The organism is Intestinimonas butyriciproducens, from assembly GCF_004154955.1.
Taxonomy (GTDB): domain Bacteria; phylum Bacillota; class Clostridia; order Oscillospirales; family Oscillospiraceae; genus Intestinimonas; species Intestinimonas butyriciproducens.
In genome coordinates, this window is the sequence record NZ_CP011524.1 from 254,618 (window position 1) to 274,071 (window position 19,454).

18 protein-coding genes are annotated in these 19,454 nt (G+C 63.8%); 12 read left to right on the forward strand and 6 right to left on the reverse strand.

What is annotated here, in order from left to right; genetic code table 11:
- The first annotated feature begins 103 nt into the window (after positions 1–103).
- From SRB521_RS01200 to SRB521_RS01225, 6 genes are all read left to right on the forward strand, one after another.
- Positions 104–2,779 carry a translation factor GTPase family protein gene (locus SRB521_RS01200; protein ID WP_116721524.1) on the forward strand — a complete coding sequence of 892 codons (2,676 nt, stop codon included), beginning with the start codon at positions 104–106 and terminating at the stop codon, positions 2,777–2,779.
- A complete protein-coding gene (locus SRB521_RS16610; RefSeq protein WP_276330671.1) occupies positions 2,776–3,918 on the forward strand; it encodes a sensor histidine kinase in 1,143 nt (380 codons plus the stop codon). The genes SRB521_RS01200 and SRB521_RS16610 overlap by 4 nt, the downstream gene beginning before the upstream one ends.
- On the forward strand, positions 3,915–4,634 hold the full coding sequence (locus tag SRB521_RS01210) for a GNAT family N-acetyltransferase (protein ID WP_075705100.1): 720 nt from the start codon (positions 3,915–3,917) through the stop codon (positions 4,632–4,634). Before SRB521_RS16610 ends, SRB521_RS01210 begins: the two co-directional genes overlap by 4 nt.
- Before the next feature lie 203 nt (positions 4,635–4,837).
- The gene (locus SRB521_RS01215; RefSeq protein WP_242857397.1) at positions 4,838–5,482 is read left to right on the forward strand and encodes a stage II sporulation protein R; all 645 of its coding nucleotides are present in this window, start codon (positions 4,838–4,840) and stop codon (positions 5,480–5,482) included.
- A 283-nt stretch (positions 5,483–5,765) separates the two neighbouring features.
- On the forward strand, positions 5,766–6,008 hold the full coding sequence (locus SRB521_RS01220) for a helix-turn-helix domain-containing protein (protein ID WP_058116904.1): 243 nt from the start codon (positions 5,766–5,768) through the stop codon (positions 6,006–6,008).
- Positions 6,008–6,250 carry a helix-turn-helix domain-containing protein gene (locus tag SRB521_RS01225; RefSeq protein WP_075705101.1) on the forward strand — a complete coding sequence of 81 codons (243 nt, stop codon included), beginning with the start codon at positions 6,008–6,010 and terminating at the stop codon, positions 6,248–6,250. The genes SRB521_RS01220 and SRB521_RS01225 overlap by 1 nt, the downstream gene beginning before the upstream one ends.
- A 256-nt stretch (positions 6,251–6,506) precedes the next feature.
- On the opposite strand, the gene SRB521_RS01230 is transcribed toward SRB521_RS01225, so the two are convergent.
- Positions 6,507–7,823, reverse strand: a complete 1,317-nt coding sequence (locus tag SRB521_RS01230; RefSeq protein ID WP_075705102.1) for a sodium-dependent transporter — start codon at positions 7,821–7,823, stop codon at positions 6,507–6,509.
- A 42-nt stretch (positions 7,824–7,865) separates the two neighbouring features.
- The gene (locus tag SRB521_RS01235) at positions 7,866–8,909 is read right to left on the reverse strand and encodes a DmpA family aminopeptidase (protein WP_075705103.1); all 1,044 of its coding nucleotides are present in this window, start codon (positions 8,907–8,909) and stop codon (positions 7,866–7,868) included.
- Between the two features lie 176 nt (positions 8,910–9,085).
- On the opposite strand from SRB521_RS01235, the gene SRB521_RS01240 reads away from it, so the two are divergent.
- The gene (locus SRB521_RS01240; RefSeq protein ID WP_075705104.1) at positions 9,086–9,577 is read left to right on the forward strand and encodes a pyridoxamine 5'-phosphate oxidase family protein; all 492 of its coding nucleotides are present in this window, start codon (positions 9,086–9,088) and stop codon (positions 9,575–9,577) included.
- 111 nt (positions 9,578–9,688) lie between these two features.
- Here the strand turns inward: SRB521_RS01240 and SRB521_RS01245 are convergent, their stop codons facing one another.
- A complete protein-coding gene (locus tag SRB521_RS01245; protein WP_242976505.1) occupies positions 9,689–11,074 on the reverse strand; it encodes a citrate/2-methylcitrate synthase in 1,386 nt (461 codons plus the stop codon).
- Between the two features lie 106 nt (positions 11,075–11,180).
- On the opposite strand from SRB521_RS01245, the gene spoIID reads away from it, so the two are divergent.
- Positions 11,181–12,197, forward strand: coding sequence for a stage II sporulation protein D (gene spoIID, locus SRB521_RS01250; protein WP_116721523.1), 1,017 nt, complete (start codon positions 11,181–11,183; stop codon positions 12,195–12,197).
- Between the two features lie 137 nt (positions 12,198–12,334).
- On the forward strand, positions 12,335–13,024 hold the full coding sequence (locus SRB521_RS01255; RefSeq protein WP_052082566.1) for a phosphatase PAP2 family protein: 690 nt from the start codon (positions 12,335–12,337) through the stop codon (positions 13,022–13,024).
- Between the two features lie 119 nt (positions 13,025–13,143).
- Here the strand turns inward: SRB521_RS01255 and SRB521_RS01260 are convergent, their stop codons facing one another.
- On the reverse strand, positions 13,144–13,743 hold the full coding sequence (locus SRB521_RS01260) for a hypothetical protein (protein WP_129868751.1): 600 nt from the start codon (positions 13,741–13,743) through the stop codon (positions 13,144–13,146).
- Positions 13,744–13,819: 76 nt separating this feature from the next.
- Here SRB521_RS01260 and SRB521_RS01265 point away from each other — a divergent pair, with 76 nt between their 5' ends.
- Complete coding sequence (locus tag SRB521_RS01265; RefSeq protein ID WP_033117042.1) at positions 13,820–15,223, forward strand: NAD(P)/FAD-dependent oxidoreductase; 1,404 nt, start codon at positions 13,820–13,822, stop codon at positions 15,221–15,223.
- Between the two features lie 422 nt (positions 15,224–15,645).
- A complete protein-coding gene (gene mnmE, locus SRB521_RS01270; protein WP_075705106.1) occupies positions 15,646–17,043 on the forward strand; it encodes a tRNA uridine-5-carboxymethylaminomethyl(34) synthesis GTPase MnmE in 1,398 nt (465 codons plus the stop codon).
- Between the two features lie 110 nt (positions 17,044–17,153).
- On the opposite strand, the gene SRB521_RS01275 is transcribed toward mnmE, so the two are convergent.
- Both SRB521_RS01275 and SRB521_RS01280 read right to left on the reverse strand, forming a co-directional pair.
- Positions 17,154–17,906 carry a sulfite exporter TauE/SafE family protein gene (locus tag SRB521_RS01275; protein WP_129868752.1) on the reverse strand — a complete coding sequence of 251 codons (753 nt, stop codon included), beginning with the start codon at positions 17,904–17,906 and terminating at the stop codon, positions 17,154–17,156.
- 181 nt (positions 17,907–18,087) lie between these two features.
- A complete protein-coding gene (locus SRB521_RS01280) occupies positions 18,088–18,477 on the reverse strand; it encodes a hypothetical protein (protein WP_075705108.1) in 390 nt (129 codons plus the stop codon).
- 160 nt (positions 18,478–18,637) lie between these two features.
- On the opposite strand from SRB521_RS01280, the gene SRB521_RS01285 reads away from it, so the two are divergent.
- Positions 18,638–19,123, forward strand: coding sequence for a deoxycytidylate deaminase (locus tag SRB521_RS01285; protein ID WP_033117038.1), 486 nt, complete (start codon positions 18,638–18,640; stop codon positions 19,121–19,123).
- Positions 19,124–19,454 lie beyond the last annotated feature (331 nt).

The following is a 19,454-nucleotide window of genomic DNA, read 5'->3' on the forward strand; positions in this document are numbered from 1 at the left end:
TTTGCGGCGCCGGTCCATTTTTTGCGCCGCGGATAACCCGGTTGATTCATGGACCGGGGAATGATATCATAAGGAAGACGACTTGAGGATATGGAGAGCGGATATGAGGAGACTGGCCGTTGGAATTTTAGCCCATGTGGACGCGGGGAAGACCACGCTGTCGGAGGCGCTGCTGTACCGGACCGGATGTCTGCGGCGGCTGGGCAGAGTGGACCACGGGGACGCCTTCCTGGATACCGCGCCCCTGGAGCGGGAGCGCGGCATCACCATTTTCTCCAAGCAGGCCGTGCTGCCCCTGGGGGAGACGGAGCTCACGCTGCTGGACACGCCGGGCCATGTGGACTTCTCCGCCGAGATGGAGCGGACCCTGCGGGTGCTGGACTGCGCCATCCTGGTGATCAGCGGCACCGACGGAGTGCAGGGGCACACCCGCACCCTCTGGCGGCTGCTGGAGCAGTACGGCGTCCCCACCTTTGTATTCATCAACAAGATGGATCTGCCCGGCGCGGACCGGGCGGGTCTGCTGGCCGGGCTGAAGCGCCGCCTGGGCGACGGCTGCACCGACTTCGACGCGGAGGGCGCCGCGCTGCTGGAGAATGTGGCGGTGTGCGACGAGGCCGCCCTCGAGCGGTATCTGGAGGCGGGGACCCTCTCCGACGGGGAGGTGGCCGGCCTGGTGGGCGCGCGGAAGCTCTTCCCCTGCTACTTCGGCTCCGCGCTGCGCCTGGAGGGGGTGGACGCGCTGCTGGAGGGGCTGGAGCGGTACGGACCCCGGCCGGACTATCCCCCGGAGTTCGGGGCCCGGGTGTATAAGATCTCCCGGGACGCCCAGGGCGGGCGCCTCACCCACCTGAAGGTCACCGGAGGCCGCCTCCGGGTGAAGGACCTGCTGACCAACCGCCGGGCGGATCTGGGGGAGGAGCAGATCTGGGAGGAGAAGGCGGACCAGATCCGCATTTATTCCGGGGAGCGATACCGGGCCGTGGAGGAGGTCCCGGCGGGGACGGTGTGCGCGGTGACCGGCCTGAGCCGCACCTATCCCGGCGAGGGCCTGGGCTGTGAACGGGCGCCGGAGCCCCCTGCTCTGGAGCCGGTGCTCACCTATCAGGTGCTGCTGCCCCCGGGCTGCGACCCCCACAGGGCGCTGCTGAAGCTCCGGGAGCTCCAGGAGGAGGACCCCCAGCTCCATATCGTCTGGAATGAACCGCTGCGGGAGATCCATATCCAGCTCATGGGGGAGGTCCAGCTGGAGGTCCTGCGGGTGCTCATCGCGCAGCGGTTCGGCCTGGAGGTCGGCTTCGGCGCAGGGAGCATCGTCTACCGGGAGACCATCGCCGCGCCGGTGGAGGGGGTGGGTCACTTTGAGCCCCTGCGGCACTACGCGGAGGTCCACCTGCTGCTGGAGCCCGGCCCGCGGGGCAGCGGCCTGCAGTTCTTCTCCTCCTGCGGAGAGGACATGCTGGACCGGAACTGGCAGCGGCTCATCCTCACCCACCTGGCCGAGCGCAGCCACCCCGGCGTGCTCACCGGGGCCCCCGTCACGGATCTGCGCATCACGCTGGTGGCCGGGCGGGCCCATGTGAAGCACACCGAGGGGGGCGACTTCCGCCAGGCCACCTATCGGGCGGTGCGCCAGGGTCTGATGCAGGCCGAGAGCATCCTTCTGGAGCCCTGGTACGAGTTCCGCCTGGAGCTCCCCGCCGAGCATGTGGGACGGGCCCTCTCCGACCTCCAGCGCATGGCGGGGGAGGTCTCCCCGCCGGAGACGGAGGGGGAGGAGACGGTGCTCACCGGCGCGGCGCCGGTGGCCTGCCTGCGGGACTATGCCCGGGAGGTGGCCGCCTATACCCGGGGCCGGGGCAGGCTCTTCTGCACCCTGAGGGGCTACGCGCCCTGCCACAACCAGGCGGAGGTGGTGGCCGCCCTGGGCTACGACAGCCTTCGGGATACGGAGAATCCGGCGGACTCGGTGTTCTGCGCCCACGGGGCGGGCTTCACCGTGAAATGGGACCAGGTGCGGAAATACATGCACGTGGACAGCGGTCTCTGCCTGGAAAAGGCGGAGGAAGCGGAAGCCCCTCCGGCCTCCCGGCGGGTCCCCGCCGGCTATGCCCACTCCCTGGAACAGGACAAGGAGCTCCAGGCCATCTTCGAGCGGACCTACGGGCCGGTGAAGCGGCGGGACTTCCAGCCCCAGGCCCGACCGCCCCGCCGGGAGACGGAGGAGGCCGGGGAGAAGCGGAGCATCCGCCCCCCGGACCTGGGGCCGGAATACCTGCTGGTGGACGGCTACAACATCATTTTCGCCTGGGAGGACCTGAAGGCGGTGGCGCGGGACAGCCTGGACGCCGCCCGGCAGCTGCTCATGGACCTTTTGAGCAACTACCAGGGGTTCCGCAAGTGCGAGGTCATTCTGGTCTTCGACGCCTACAAGGTCCCCAGGAACACGGGCGAGGTGGTCCGCTACCACAATATCTATGTGGTCTATACCAGGGAGGCCGAGACGGCGGACGCCTATATCGAGAAGGCCACCTATGAGATCGGGAAAAAGCACCGGGTCCGGGTGGCCACCTCCGACGGCGCGGAGCAGCTCATCATTCTGGGCCACGGGGCCCTGCGCCTCTCCGCCTCCGCCTTCCGGGCGGAGCTGGAGCGGACCGGCGGAGAGATTCAGGCCATTCTGGAGCGGAACAACTGCCGGGTGCGGTCCCAGCCGGTGAAGGCCGCCCTGGACCGGGCCGGAGAGGCCCGGCGGCGGGAGAGAGAGGAGGGGTCATGATGGACAAGCGGTATACCCGCCTCAAGCTGAAGATGCTCCTGCTGGTGGTGGCGGGCACCCTGGGCGCGCTGGCCGCGGCCCTCTTCCTCTGGGAGATGGTGGTGGACGGCCTGTTCCAGGACCCCTTTGCCCGGAGCGTGCTGTGGGTGTGCCAGAACCTGTTCGGCTGTGACGAGGCGGGGGCGCTGGAGATCTACCAGCACGTCTTCCGCAATCACAAGGGCACCTGGCTGCTGGTGGGGACCATCCTTCTGATGCTGGGGGCCTTTTACGTGGCGATGGGGCGGTTCACCCGCTGGCTGGACCAGATCGGCGCGGCGGTGCGCCAGGTGGTGAACGAGACCGGAGAGACGGTGCGCCTGCCCAAGGAGCTCCGGCCCGTGGAGGAGGACCTGCGGTCCATCCAGCGGACCCTGGGAGGGCGGGAGACCGAGGCCAGGGAGGCGGAGCAGCGGCGGCAGGACCTGGTGGCCTTCCTGGCCCACGACCTCAAGACCCCACTCACCTCTGTGCTGGGCTACCTCAACCTGCTCCACGACGAGCCGGGACTCACGGCGGAGCAGCGGGCCAAATATACGGGCATCGCCCTGGACAAGGCCAGGCGGCTGGAGGAGCTCATCAGCGAATTTTTCGACATCACCCGGATGGACTTCCGCATTCTGGGCGGGAACGGAGAGCCCATTCAGCTCTCCATCCTGCTGGAGCAGCTGGTGGACGAGTTTTACCCCGCCTTCGCGGGGAAGGACCTCACCTGCCGCACGGACATCGCCTCCCGGCTGGTGGTCCGGGGGGACCCGGACAAGCTGGCCCGGGTGTTCGACAACGTCCTGCGCAACGCCGTGAGCTACAGTGTGTCCGGCGGCCAGGTGGACCTGGAGGCCAGGGTCGACGGAGAGAGCGTGGAGATCGCCGTGCGCAACGAGGGTCTGGAGATTCCGGAAAAGGAGCTGACCAATATCTTTCAGAAATTTTACCGCCTGGATCAGGCCCGCTCCACCCGCACCGGCGGCGCCGGGCTGGGTCTGGCCATCGCCCGGGAGATCGTGGAGCGCCACGGCGGCTCCATTCGGGCGGAGAGCGACGGCAGGCGCACCAGCTTTGTGATCCGCCTGCCCCGCGCGGAGGAGGAGACGCCATGACAAAACAGGAGGCCGCACAGGCCTATCTGTGCCGGGACCCGGTGCTGTACGCCAATCTGCTGGAGGCGCTGCGGCGGGGGAGCGCCGAGCTGCTGGAGGCCGGGGAGGAGGGCGTCCTCCTCTACGAGCGGGGATGCGGGGCGTACATGATGTCCGTAGCCTCCCCGGCGGCGGCAGGGCGGCTGCTGGGAATGGTCCCGGCGGACTGCGACCTTTTCGTGGGCCATGAGCTGGCGTATTTTGAGCAGGCAAAGGCCCGGTGGGGCTTCCCACTGAGCCAGATCTGCTACTCCGCCGCCTATCTGGGGACGGAGCCGCTGCCCCTGCCCGCCTTTGACGGGGCGCTGCGTCCCCTGGACCGGACCTGGGCCCCCTGGGTTCTCCGGCACTACAGCCACGCCTTTGGGGGCCTGCCCTATATGGAGGAGGCCGTGAGGCGCGGGGTCCTGGGGGCGTTTCCCACCGGCAGCAACCAGCCCGCGGGTTTTGTGGGCTTTCATGAGGAGGGGAGCATCGGCATGCTGGAGGTGCTGCCCGCCTGGCGGCGCCGGGGCTTGGGCGAGCTCCTCCTGCGGGCGGCGGTAAACCGGGCGCTGGAGCGGGGCGCCCTCCCCTTCGCCCAGGTGATCGAGGACAACGCTCCCTCTCTGGCCCTCCAGCAAAAGGCCGGCCTGACCCTGTCCGGGACCCGGATGTTCTGGCTCATGCGGGAATAAAAAAGCGGCGGGTACCCAGAAAGGGTACCCGCCGCAGCGGTTTTACCCCTCAGGAGAAAGGGGGGTTGTTTTTTGCGGTCTTGTTCGGCAAAGCATGCATTGCCGGCCCTCTTTGGACGAGGGCACTAAAATGGAAAAAAGCGATTAAGGGCCGGTGGGAGTGGGAAAACTAAGAGCACTACATAAGAGGATGGTGCTCAGATATGACGGGAACATTGCGGGAGAACAACCGGCTGCGCCGCTGGGAGGCGGCGCTCTTGGCGGGGGTGGCGGTGGCCATGCTCTGGGGGGTGTGGCTGGACCGGGAGCAGGCCGCCCTGGCGGACAAGGTCATCCGCCTCCATGTCCTTGCAAACTCCGATTCAGAGGCCGACCAGGCCCTGAAGCTGCGGGTGCGGGACCGCATCCTGGCGGAGGCCGCCGACCTCTTCGCGCCGGGGGAGACGGTGGCGCAGGCCCGGGAGACCCTCACCCTCGCCCTGCCCGCCCTGGCGGAGGCCGGGGCGGAGGTGGTGCGGGAGGAGGGGTACGAGTACGCCGTCTCCGCCTCCCTGGAGGAAAACGTCTGGTTCCCCACCAAGCAGTACACCGATTTCGCCCTCCCCCAGGGGAGTTATACCGCCCTGCGGGTGGTCATCGGCGAGGGCGGGGGACGGAACTGGTGGTGCGTGGTCTTTCCACCGCTGTGCCTGGGCTCCGTCACCGAGACCACCGAGGAGACCGCCGCCCTGGGGGACCTGAGCGAGAGCGACGTGGCCCTGATGACCGGAGAGGACGAGGGCTATGTGGTCAAATTCAAGGCCATCGAGCTGTGGGAGGACTTCAAGGGCTGGGCGGAGGGCCGCTAGACGGCGTTTTCAGGTCCGAATTCCGGAGCCAGTGGCGGCAGCGGAAGAGATTCGGGGGCTGCCCGCGCTCCGCGGGGCGGGTGCAGTGGCCGTATGCCAGGGGGACATAGCGCCCGCCCCGCTTGATGTAATGTGGACAGTAATACTGGCAGGTCATACATTCCACCGTGGGCAGGCAGTCTTGACAGAGCATGTGGATCACCTCAACTTATTTTAACCTAAAACAGATTAAAATGTCAATACTCTGATTTAGGTTAATTATGCTTTAAATGAGGTGAGGACAATGTATCCGAGATTGCGGGATTTGCGTAATGACGCTGAGTTGTCTCAAACGGAATTTGCAAAGATGCTGGGAATGTCCCAGACTGGATATTCCAAGTACGAGACGGGAGAAAATGACATTCCGACTCAAGTCCTCATTGCAATCGCACAATATTATCACACAAGTGTGGATTACCTATTGGGGCTCACCGATGAGCCCAAGCCCTATGGGAAGACGAAAAAAAGCAGCGGATCGCAATACTGATGTCGGTGATGAAAGTGGTATATCCAAGAATCAGAAATCTGCGTGAGGACAGAGACTGGACGCAGCAGAAGGTGGCGGACCTCCTGTTTATCAATCGCAGAACCTACTCTACTTACGAGACGGGGACGCACAATATGACACCGGAAGTCCTCGTTAAGCTCTCGGCCATTTATGAGGTAAGCGTGGACTACCTGTTGGGACTCACCGACAACACAGAACCCTATCCACGTGGAAAGAAGTGAAAACGCGGCGGACCGCCTTGGGCGGTCCGCCGCGTCAGTATGTCAATAAAGTGTACTGCTGCGATTTTTGCTGTAAGAGCCTCGCAGAGTTCCGCCGTCCGCAGACGGCGGAAGCGCATCAAAGCGTGTTTTTCGGCGGCATGTACGTCGAAAAACACTCATTTCAGGCCGCAAGTGTGCGAGCGCCAGCGAGTGCGCGCAGCGGTCTGCATCTCCTCGAAAAAATGCTTGCATTTTTGAGAAGCATTTCAGCTTTTTATCCGATCCCGCCGTAGAGGATGCCGCAGACCAGCACCACGGCGGTGAGGATCACATAGACGTATTTGGACAAAAAGTCGAAGCCCCGCCCCAGCGGACGCTTCCGCCCCAGGGCCAGCTCGGCCTTGACCGCCGGGAGGCCCAGCACCCAATAGAGAATCACCGCCGCCAGCACGGCCCCGAAGGGGGCGATATAGATGGTGACGGCGTCCATCCAGGCCCCCATGGAGGGGAGGGCCTCCAGAAAGACGCCCACGGCGAAGGTGACGCTCCCCACGATGAGGACCGAGAGGGTGCGGGAGAGCCGGGCGCCCCGGCCCAGGGATTCGCTGACCGCCTCCAGCATGTTGATGAGGGAGGTGATGCCGGCGAAGAGGACCGAGACAAAGAACAAAACGGAGAAAAAGCGCCCGCCGGGCATCTGCTGGAAGACGCGGGGCAGGGTGATGAACATGAGGGGAGGGCCGCTCTCCGGGGCGATGCCGAAGGCAAAGACGGCCGGGAGAATGGCGAAGCCGGCCAGGAGGGCGGCGGCGGTGTCCAGCATGGCGGTCATGACGGACTGGTGGATGATGTCCTCCGACTTCTTCATATAGCTGCCGTAGATGAGCATGCCCGCGCCGTTGATGGACAGGCTGAAAAAGGCCTGCCCCATGGCCATGACCCAGGTGTCGAAGCGCAGCAGATAGGACCAGTCCGGTTCCAGCAGGTAGCGGTAGCCCTCCACTGCGCCGGGCAGGAAGGCCACCCGCACGGCGATGATGAGAAAGAGGACATAGAAGACGGGCATCATGAATTTGCTGATTTTTTCAATGCCGCCGGCCACTCCCAGAATGAGGATGAGCACGGTGGCGGCGATGACCAGAAGGTGCCAGGGCACCGAGCCGAAGGACACCGCCAGGGCGGAAAAATAGCCGTCCGGGTCCCCGGCCAGGACCGCCCCGGTGAGGGAGCCCACGGCGTAGTTGAGGACCCAGCCCACCACCACCGAGTAGCCGATGGCGATGCCCAGCACGCCCAGGAGGGGAAGGACCCCCAGCGCGGCGCCGCCCCGGAGGCCGCGGGTCTTGAGCGCATAGTCAAAGGAGCCCCGGGCCCCGGTGCCGGTGAGCCGCCCGAAGGCAAACTCCCCGGAGAGGCCCACATAGGAGAAGAGCGCCACGAAGAGGAAGTAGGGGATCAGAAACGCACCGCCGCCGTACTGGCCCACCCGGTAGGGGAAGAGCCAGATGTTGCCCATCCCCACGGCGGAGCCCACCGCCGCCAGGATCGCTCCCATGGAGCTTGTAAAGGTGCCTCCGTGCTTGTGCTGCATAGCGACCTCCAGATATCTGATGTAATTTTGTGTTCTGCCCGGTCAGACGCCCGGGCGCCAGAGCTCGGGCAGCGCGTAAACCGTATTCCCCTGCCAGCCCGTGACGGTGTGGGCGGTGAGCATAGAGTTGAGCACCGCCTCCTCCGCGCACTCCGCCGCCGCCCGGAAGGGGAGGTCCAGCAGCTCCTCGTGGAAGGCCGTCGTCATGCGCACGGCGTTTTCCGCGCGGAAATCGAAGGGATTGGCGGTGGAGAAGGCTACAAAGACCTCGCCGCTGCCGTGACCGATGTGGGACCCCAGCCGGGCCAGGCCCACCGAGACCCGGCGGGCCACCCGGGCAAGCTGCCGGGCGTCCAGGGGCAGGTCGGTGGCCAGCACGGCGATGATGGAGCCCTGATCCGCCGCCCGGGTCTCCAGCGTCCGGGCCAGCCCGGCGCCGATGTTGACGCCGGAGACGGTCAGATCTGACAACACACCGTGATTTGACTGCACCAAAATACCAATGGTATAGGTTTTTCCGTCGAACGCCAGGACCCGGGAGGCCGAGCCGATGCCGCCCTTGAGACCGTGGCAGATCATGCCCTTGCCGCCGCCCACGTCGCCCTCGGCAAAGTCCTGGCAGGCGGAGGCCAAGGCGGAAAAGACATGTTCCCGGCCCACCGCCCGCTCCCCGATGTGGTTGAGGGTGGAGTCGTTGCACTCGCACACCAGGGGGTTCACGGACCGGAGCACCACCCCCTCGGCCTCACAGCGGGAGAGCATGTACTCCACCATGGCGTCGTGGACCAGACCCACGTTGAGGGTGTTGGTGAGGGCGATGGGGGTCTCCAGGGTGCCCAGCTCCTGGAGCTGCAGGAGCCCCGCCGTCTTGCCGAAGCCGTTGAAGGGGCAGACGCCGGCGGGGAGCTTATGGGTAAAGGGGTTCTGGGGACCGGGCAGGATCACGGTGACCCCGGTCTTGTGCGTGGGGGTGTCCACCGTGGCGTGGCCCACCAGTACGCCGGGCACGTCGGTGATCTTGTTCCGGGGGCCCCTGGGCAGAGAGCCCACCCGGATGCCGAAGTCCTGTGCGCGCATCTGGAACATGAAAACGCCTCCATCCTGTATCGGTGAGAGCCATTGTACCAGAAAATCCGGGATTTGGCAATGGAGAGGGCGGCGGGCTTGCACTTTGGAAGAAACTATTATATAGTGAAAAGACGAGACGCGCCCGCCCCGCTGGCGGAGGGCACGGAAACCACGGGTGGAAATGAGGAATCAATATGTTCAGAGAAATGCGCCGCAGGAAACAGGCTCTGTCCCTGGAGAGCTGTGTGGAGGTCCTCCGGAAGGGGACCTCCGGGGTGCTGGCGGTGTCCGGTGACGACGGATACCCCTATGCCGTACCCCTGAGCTACGTCTATGACGACGGCAGGCTGTTTTTCCACTGCGCCCCCTCCGGGCACAAGCTGGACGCCATCGCGGGAAATGAAAAGGCGTCCTTCTGCGTGATTGACCAGGACCATGTGGTGCCGGAGGAGTACACCACCTACTACCGGAGCGTTATCGCGTTCGGAAGAGCCAGGGTTCTGGAGGACGAGGGGGAGAAGCGCGCCGCCCTGGAAAAGCTGGCGGAACGGTACTCCCCCCGGCAGGAAGAGGGCCGCAGGGCGGAGATCGACAAGCTCTTTCAGCGGGTGTGCATGGTGGAGCTGGCCGTGGAGCACATGTCCGGCAAGGAGGCCATAGAGCTGGTCACGGAAAAAGAGCGGTAAGGGAAGCCCTGTCGCCCTATAAAAATCCCGCTGCATTCGATGGAATGGGAGATCTTTTGAAAAACCAGCCCGCATACCATTGCAAAATGGTATGCGGGCTTTTTGTCGTATTCAGCCCCGCTCGTCCAGGGGGATGAACTTCTGAAGGGGGGCCACCGCCTTATAGGCGGGACGGATGATCTTGTTGCCGGGGTTGTAGACCTCCTCCACCCGGTGGGCGCACCAGCCCACCATGCGGGCCATGGCGAAGAGGGGGGTGTAGAGCTCCTCGGGGATGTCCAGCATCCGGTAGACCAGGCCCGAATAGAGGTCCAGATTGGCGCAGAGCGGCTTGGGGACGCCCCTGGAGCCGTTGATGACCTCGGGGGCCAGGCGCTCCACCGCCTCCACCAACTCGAACTCCTCCAGCATCCCCTTCTCATCGGCCAGGGTCTTGGCAAACTGCTTGAGGAGCTTGGCCCGGGGGTCGGAAAGGGTGTAGATGGCGTGCCCCATGCCGTAAATGAGGCCGGAACGGTCCCCGGCCTCCTTCCGCTGGAGCTTCAGGAGGAAATCCCGCACCTGACCGTCGTCCTTCCAGTCCCGGACGCCCTCCTGGATATAGCGGAACATCTCCATGACCTTCTTGTTGGCGCCGCCGTGGCGGGGGCCCTTCAGGGACCCCACCGCCGCCGAGACGGCAGCGTAGATATCCGTGCCGGAGGAGGAGAGGACCCGGCAGGCAAAGGCGGAGTTGTTGCCGCCGCCGTGCTCGGCGTGGACCACCATGCACAGATCCAGGAGCTTGGCCTCCCGCTCGGTGAAGCGGTTGTCGTGGCGCATGGCGTAGAGGAAGTTCTCCGCGAAGGAGAGCCCCTCCTGGGGGCGGTGGAGATACAGGGAGTCGTTGTCAAAGTAGTGGCGCTTGGCCGCGTAGGAGTGGGCGATGATCATGGGGCACCGGGCCACCAGCTGCAGGGCCTGGCGCAGCTCATTCTCCAGGGACCTGCCCTCCGGGTCCTCGTCATAGCAGTAGAGGGCCAGGATGCATCGGCCCAGGCGGTTCATGATGTCCCGGCCCGGCACCCGGAGGATCATATCCTCGGTGAAGTTGGGCGGCAGGGGGCGCAGCTCGGAGAGCACATGGTTGAAATCCGCCAGCTCTTTTCGGGTGGGCAGAGCCCCGAAGAGGAGCAGATAGGCCGTCTCCTCAAAGCCGAACCGCCCCTCGGACATAAAGCCGTGGATCAGGTCCTCGATACTGATGCCCCTGTAGATGAGCCGGCCCTCCATGGGGACTCGCTCGCCGTCCTGGATGTAGTAGCCCTGGACGTTGCCGATCTGGGTGATGCCGGCCATAACGCCCGTGCCGTCGGCGTTGCGGAGGCCCCGCTTAACGTCGATATGCTCGTAATAGGAGGGATCGATATAGTTATGCTTCTGGAATTCCCCGCATAGACTCTGGATAAAGTCACGGGTCTGCGCGGCCTCGTCGCCGCGCATCGGGACGGTCTGCATGCCGGTGGCCTCCTTCGCACAGTAGTGTGCAACAGTTTGCACTATTTTACGCCAAAGGACACGCCGCGTCAACGGTCGGGAATGAAAAAGATGGGAGGATGGAAAAATGAGATCTGTCGTGGCTACGGCCTTGGTGCTTCTGCTGGCCCTGTTTATCGGCCCGATCCTGTTCCTGCGGGGGGAGGCCCCGGGGCCGGAGGAGCCCCTGCCCTCGCCCACGGCCACCCTGCCCATCGACCGCACCGTGACCTCCCCCGACCCGGGCAGTGACGCCTCCACCACGATCAAGGTAAAGCTGTCCGACGGTGCGGTGGTCTCCCTCTCCATGGCGGACTACCTCTGGCGGGTGGTGGCGGCGGAGATGCCAGCCTCCTTCGAGCCGGAAGCCCTCAAGGCCCAGGCCGTCACGGCCAGGACGTATACGCTCTACAAGCGGAGCATCGGGGTGAACCCCAACCACCCGGACGCCGACGTCTGTGCCGACATCAACTGCTGTCAGGCCTACCTGGACCCGGACAAGGCCGCCGCCAACTGGGGGGACAGCGCCCAGACCTATACGGAGAAGATCGCCCAGGCCGTCTCTTCCACGGACGGACAGGCCATCCTCTACGACGGCGCGCCCATCGACGCGGTGTTCTTCTCCTCCGCGGCGGGGCGGACCCTGAGCTCAGTGGAGGTGTGGGGCGGCAGCGTGCCCTATCTGGAGAGCGTGGAGAGCCCGGAGGGGGAGGAGGTCCCCAATTACCGCACCACCGTGGAGGTGCCGGCGGAGGAGTTCAGGACCACTTTCCTGGCCCAGTATCCCCAGGCCGATCTCTCCGGAGAGGCGTCGGAGTGGTTTGGGGAGACGGTACCCACCTCCTCCGGCGGGGTGGAGACCATGTCCGTAGGGGGCGTGACGGTGAAGGGCACCGCCCTGCGCACCCTCTTCGGCCTGCGCTCCGCCAGCTTTACCGTGGAGGCGGAGGGGGACCAGGTGGTCTTTTCCGTGACAGGCTACGGCCACGGCGTGGGGATGAGCCAGTACGGCGCAAACGCTCTGGCCAAGGAGGGGAAGAGCTACCTGGACATCCTCACCCACTACTATACCGGCGTCACGGTGGCGCCCTGGAGCGGGAGCTGATTTGTGCGCAGCATCCTACGCCTGCGGAAAAAACTTTAAAAATTCTTCAGATTTTATCCCTGGATTTGTAACAAAAAACAGAGTACAATCGTCCTTGCTTATGAGAAGATGATTTCATCTGAAGGGAGGCGATCGGCGTGGCGCTCAACTGGAACGAGGAGCAGACCCGCCGCCGGATGCTGGCGGTGCCCGTGGCCTATTTTTTCTTCTATCTGCTCTACTTTACCCTCTTGCAGGAATATGCCCGCCCGAAGTTCTGGGTCTACACCGAGCTGGACGCCTATATCCCGTTTTTTGAGGGGTTCGTGATCCCCTATGTGCTGTGGTTCCCCCTGGTGCCCCTCATGTTCCTCTATTTCCACCGGCGGGACCCGGAGAGCTATGTCTATCTGTGCCGCACCATCCTCACGGGGCTCACCCTGTGTCTGCTCATCTACACGGTGCTGCCCAACGGCCAGCTCCTGCGCCGGCCTCTGCCCCGCGACAACATCCTGTGCCAACTGGTGGCGCTCATCCGGAAAACCGATCCGCCCATCAACGTCTGTCCCTCCATCCACGTCTTTGTCTCGGCCACCATCGGCATCGCCGCCGCCCGGGCCGGGTCCCTGCGGGAACACAAGGCGGTCCGGAGAGGGATCCTCACGCTGACTATCCTCATCTGCATGTCCACCATGTTCCTCAAGCAACACTCGGCGGTGGACGTGGTCTGCGGTCTCATCCTGAGCGTGGTGCTGGATCTGCTGGTCCGCCGGTGGAATCCCGGCCTGGGCCTGCTGCGCCTGGTGGTCCGGCCCCGGGCCGGAGGAAGGACCGTGATGGAGACCTGAGCGCAGGGCGCACTCTTTTAACAGGCTGAGGGGCACCGCGGAATGTGAGTTCCGCGGCGCCCCTGTCTTTATGTATCACCAGAAACAGGGCGGCTCCGAGCCGCTTCGTAAACAGGGAGCTACCGCTCCTGTCCCAAGATATCGTAATACGCATCGCTATATGGAATTTGACTGCCATCAAAATGCGTCTGCGATGCCTTCACATATTCATATGGGTTGTCCATGGGGGACAGCTTCAGCTCCTCGCGGAGCTTCCCGATGCGCGCGATCTGCTCCGCGGTGCGAAGAGCGCGCTCGTTTTGCAGATGCTGATCAAACTGCGCCCTGCTCATCCACACGATTTGTTCCACTGGATTTGCAGAGCCGCAGGTGATGACCAGGCGCATAAAATCCTCAAACCTTTCGGCCAGCGGATAGACATATGTCTCGGCACAGCTTTCGGGGTTGGAGGCGAACACCATTTCTCCACATTCAGGAAGAAAGCAGTATAAAATGCAGCCCTCAAAGCCGATTGCGGTTGCATTCACGGGATAGCAAAAGTGAGGGACGGCGATTTCCGAATCGGTAAACCCGATAAGGTTTCCATCAATCCCCAAACTTCTATTAAGATTTGGAACAAGTCCAAATTTAAACCTCCCCTCAATTTTAAATGGATGCATTTGCAACAATTTTTCATCGGCAGCGGACGAATGCAAGCTGCCGTCAAATGTCCAAAGCACTGTTCGGCGCCTTGACAGACCATGGTATACTAAAATAGATAGAGTATGTCCCCACCGGACAGAAGGAGTAGGAACAATGATGAACGAGAGATACGACGTTGCCATCATCGGCTGCGGAGAGGCCGGTATCTACGCGGGCTATGAGCTAATGCGCAGAAATCCGGAGCTGAAGGTGGTGGTCCTGGAGCAGGGGCGCGACATCTACAGCCGCAGCTGCCCCATCGTGGCCGGCAAGGTGAAGGACTGTATCCAGTGCAAGGTCTGCGATACCATGTGCGGCTTCGGCGGGGCGGGGGCTTTCTCCGACGGCAAGTTCAACTTCACCACCGCCTTCGGCGGCTGGCTCACCGATTTCATGCCCGCACAGGAGGTCATGGACCTCATCGGCTATGTGGATTCCATCAACGTCGCCCACGGGGCCACCGAGGAGCTCTATTCCACAGACACTCCCGCCGCCCGGGCCCTGGAGAAAAAGGCACTGGAGTTCGACCTCCATCTCCTACAGGCCAAGGTCAAGCATCTGGGGACCGAAAAGAATCTGGTCATCCTCCAGAATATCTATGAGGACCTGAAGCAGGGCATCGAGTTCCGGTTCCATACCGCCGTACAGGCCATCCATACCGCCGATCAGGGCTACCGCCTGACCCTCAGCGGAGGTGGAGAGCTCTCCTGCGACTGGCTTATCGCCGCCCCCGGGCGCTCCGGCGCCGAGTGGTTCGCCAACCAATGCAAGGACCTGGGCATCGCCCTCATCAACAACCAGGTGGACATCGGCGTACGGGTGGAGCTGCCCGCCCGGGTCTTTGAGCACATCACTGACGTGGTGTACGAGTCCAAGCTGGTCTACCGGACCAAGCAGTACGGCGACCAGGTGCGCACCTTCTGCATGAACCCTTATGGCCACGTGGTGGCCGAGAACGTGGAGGGCATCAACACGGTGAACGGCCACTCCTATGCCGACCCCGCCCTGCAGAGCGAGAACACCAATTTCGCCCTGCTGGTGTCCAACCGCTTTACCGAGCCCTTCAACGAGCCCTACCGCTACGGCAAGCACATCGCGTCCCTGTCCAACATGCTGGCCGGTGGCGTGCTGGTCCAGCGCTTCGGCGATCTGGTGAAGGGCGTGCGGACCAACGACCACCGGATGAGCAAGTCCTTCACCCGGCCCACCCTCACCGCCGCCGTGCCCGGCGACCTGTCCCTTGCCCTGCCCAAGCGGCAGTTGGACGACATCATAGAGATGATCTACCAACTGGACAAGCTGGCCCCGGGTACCGCCAACTACGACACCCTTCTCTACGGCGCGGAGGTGAAGTTCTACTCCTCCCGGCTCACCCTGAGCCCTGAATTGGAGACCCGGCTTCCCGGCATGTTTGCCATCGGCGACGGCGCGGGCATCACCCGGGGGCTGGCGCAGGCCGGCGCCTCCGGCGTCAAAGTGGCCCAGGTGATTTCCCGTCGGCTGTCGGAGAAGGTGTAAGAGACCTGGGCCACACGGCGCGAGTGCGCCGGAGCGTGGGCGGATTCACTCCGCCCACGTGATCCATAAAATAATTGGGGCCCCAAAAGCGCACGGCGGTTTTGGGAGGGCCCAGGTGATTTCCCGTCGGCTGTCGGAGAAGGTGTAAGAGACCTGGGCCACACGGCGCGCCGCCTGACACGGAGGGCGGCGCGCTTCCTATTTCTTTTGTACATCGAATATACGGAACAGTATGCAGGCCATAATTGTAACCGCTTTGTAAAGAAAATGGGTTCTCCCAAGGGTTTTCCACATTATCCACAGGGTTTTCCACACCTGGTTATGTCAACGTGCAAAACTGGAATATGCATGTAAGGAGACATAAGAAGGCTGTCAAGGGGAAATGGGATGACGTTTTCCACAAAAATGATGAGGTGAGCGAAATGTCCGACTTGATCGCTGCGATCAGCACCCCCCTGAGCCCCTCCGCCATCGGGATCCTCCGCCTGTCGGGGCCGGGAGCGGCAGCGGCGGCGGACCGGGTCTTTCGCGCCCGGAGCGGCCGCCCGCTGGCTGAGGCGCCCAGCCGCACTCTGGTGTACGGCTCCCTTCTGGACCGGGAGGGGCGGGTGGTGGATCAGGTGTTGGCTACGGTCTCCCGCGCGCCGCACAGCTATACCGGGGAGGACACGGCGGAGCTCCAGTGCCACGGCTCGCCCATGGTGCTCTCCCTGGGACTGGAGGCCCTCTGCGCCGCGGGGGCCCGTCTGGCGCAGCCCGGAGAGTTTACCAAAAGGGCCTTCCTGAACGGCAGGCTGGACCTCCCCCAGGCCGAGGCGGTGGCCGACCTGCTGGAGGCCGAGACGCCGGAGGGCGTCCGCGCGGCGGCGGGACAGCTCTCCGGGGCCCTGTCCCGGCGGGTGGAGGGGGTCTACCACGGTCTGGTGGACCTGCTGGCACATTTCCACGCCGTATTGGACTATCCCGACGAGGACATCGGCCCTCTGGAGGCAGAGCAGATCGGCGGCGTGCTCTCAGCCGCCGCCGGGGAGCTGCGGCGCCTGCTGGAAACCTACCAGCGGGGGCGGTTTCTGGTCCGGGGGGCGCCCTGCGCCATTGTGGGCCTTCCCAACGCGGGCAAGTCCTCTCTCCTGAACGCCTTGGTGGGCTATCAGCGCGCCATCGTCACCGATATCCCGGGCACCACCCGGGACACGGTGGAGGAGCGGTGCATGCTGGGCGGCGTACTGCTGCGGCTCATCGATACGGCAGGCCTCCGGGAGACCGACGACCCGGTGGAGCGGCTGGGCGTGGCCCGCAGCCGCGCCGCGCTGGAGGGGGCCGAGCTGGCCCTGGTGCTGATGGACGGCTCTGCGCCGGCGGAGGACCTGGACCGCCTGACCGCGGAATTACAGCTCTGGGAGGAGGCCGCACGGACCTGCCCCAGGACCATCCTGGTCCTCACCAAGGCTGATCTGCCCCGGGGGGCGGACCGGGGCTTCTCGGTACTGGGCGGGGAAAAGGCACCGCCGGTGGTACGGCTGAGCGCCCGGACCGGGGAGGGACTGGCGGAGCTGTCCGACGCCGTCCAGGCCCTCTTTCCCCAGGGCACCCCCGGGGAGGAGGGCGCCGTTCTCACCAACGCCCGGCAGGCGGAGGCCGCGGAGCGGGCCCTGCGCGGCCTGGAGCGCGCGGGGGAGGGTCTGGACGCCGGCGTCACCCCGGACGCGGTCCTCACCGATGTGGAGGGGGCCGTGGAGGCCCTGGGAGAGCTCTCCGGGCGGAACATTCGGGAGGATGTGGTGGCGCGCATCTTCGCCCGGTTCTGTGTGGGAAAGTAAAGAACTATGGCGCCCTTGTGGCGCAGCTTGAAAAAGACAGCGGCCCTCCGGACCTCGTCGAGAGGTCCGGAGGGCCGTCAAAGCGCCGGGCGGTTTTCCGGCGCGGGACGTCAGGGCAGGTGGCTCAGGATGGTGAACACGCCGGTGGCCCCCAGCGCCACATAGATGACCTTAGTCAGCATGGAGATGTTGATCCAGCGCAGGATCCGCAACCCAAGCTGGATCCCGACTGCGATCCCCAGCATGCTGACCAGGGTGAAGGGCACCAGCGCCGGGGTAAAGATGCCCTTGCCGATCCGGATCAGCAGGTTGACGGTGGCGGTACAGGCAAAAAAGAGCTGGATGGTGCCGGTGTACTCCTCCTTGCTCCTGGAGTTGGAGAGAAAGTAGACCGACATCAGAGGGCCGCCAATGCCGAAAAGCCCGCTGGACAGGCCGGAAATGGCCGAGCAGACCACTGCGGCGGGAATGCTGTCCCGGACGGTAAAGCGCCCGTCGGCAAACATGAAGTAGAGCGCCAGTACGATCAGGAAGACGCCGAAGACCAGGACCAGCACCTCCAGATCCAGGGAGGCGGCCAGAAAGATGGCAAAGGCGCTGCACGGGATGTAGATCAGCAGGGGGAGGGGCAGCCGCCGGAAGGAGATACTGCTTCGAAAGCGGAAGGCCAGAGAATAATTCAAAAACAGGAGCGATGCGGAGGATACGGCCGAGGCGTGCAGCATATCCAGAAAAAAGGGGAGGATCATCATGATGACGATCCCTCCGCCAAAGCCGATCACGGTTTGGATGGTCCCGCCCAGAAGGGCGATCGCAGCGATCAACACCAGGTCCACACACAACATCTCCCGATCGTTTCTCACAGCCGCCGGAGAGCGGCGAGTGCTGTTATTATAACAGAAGATAACGATTTGGTAAAGATTTTGTCAAGAAATTGGAGTAAAACAGAATAAAGAGAAAAAGCGGCTCTCCCACTGCCCCGGCAGTGGGAGAGCCGTCGTTGCGCGCTGTGATCAGGGACCCGCCGGAGAGCGCGGCGGCTGATCAGGTCTTTTCCTCAAAGGACACGCCGCAATTGCGGCAGTTGATGGTGATCTTCCCCTTCCCTCTGGGGACGCGAAGCTGCTGGCCGCAGTTGGGGCACTTGAAGTAGCGGTGCTCCTTGTCCCGGTGGATGGTGCGCCGGAGCTTGAACCAGCGGATGGCGGGGCCCGCCACCGTCATAAACTTTGCGTTTTCCGCCCGCCGGCGGTCGATCCGCCGGGAAAACATGCGGTAGATGCACCATGCCGCCACCAATGTGGACAGCAGGGAGAGGATGGAACTGTGCAGAAGGGAGGAGAGGAGGTAGAGCAGCAGATAGAGGGCAATAAGAAACACGGAGAACTGGTCCCCGCCATAGCGGCCGTACATCAAACGCTGCATAAAATTCATCGCGGCTCATACTCCTTTCCATTGAGATATCAATTAGATATCATAGCCTCTCCATGTGTCCCAGTCAAGAAATCAATCGTAAACAAAGTGTGAATTGTACTCTTGCGTCCGGGTGGAAAACCCGGTATACTGAATGAAAACAGAGATCGGAGGACCGGCTATGGCCCGAATCGACAAGGAAAATTATTATTTGGACATCGCGGAGACCGTGCTCAAGCGGGCTACCTGCCTGCGCCGGTGCTATGGCGCCATTATCGTCAAGAACGACGAGATCATCTCCACCGGCTACAACGGCGCGCCCAGAGGGCGCAGGAATTGCACCGACCTGGGCTACTGCACCCGGGACGCCCTCCAGGTGCCCTCGGGGGAGCGGTACGAGCTGTGCCGCAGCGTCCATGCCGAGGCCAACTGTATTATCTCCGCCGCCCGCAGCGCCATTCTGGGTGGCACGTTATATCTGGCGGGCCGGGACAGCAAGACCGGGGAGCTGCTGCCCGACGCCACATCCTGCTCCATGTGCCGCAGGCTCATCATCAACGCGGGCATTGACCGGGTGGTGATCCGGCGCACACCCAGCGAGTACACGGTGGTCCACGTGGAGGACTGGATCCGGGAGGACGACAGCCTGCCCCCGGCCCTTGGGTAGGAAGCGGGGCCGTGCTTCGGGTGTCACGCTGCGGCTCGTCCTCACAAAGTCCGCTTTGTTCGCTGCTCCCTACCGGGAAAAGCTCACTCCGCTCATCTCCGCGCCAAGCGCCGCCCCTGCGGGGCGGTTGCGCTCCGAAACGCGCCTGCGGGCGCAACCTTGCTCATCCTCTCCCCACAAAGCCTTGCGGCTTTGCGGGGACCCTTTTAGTGCGCTCTCTGCGACGGCGCGTCTATCCTCCGCGCTTCTTACCATTTCGCCTGCGAATGTTCTTGACAGAAAAGCAAGGCAGTCTTACAATATAAATGGACAAAACTGAAGAACTTTCAGT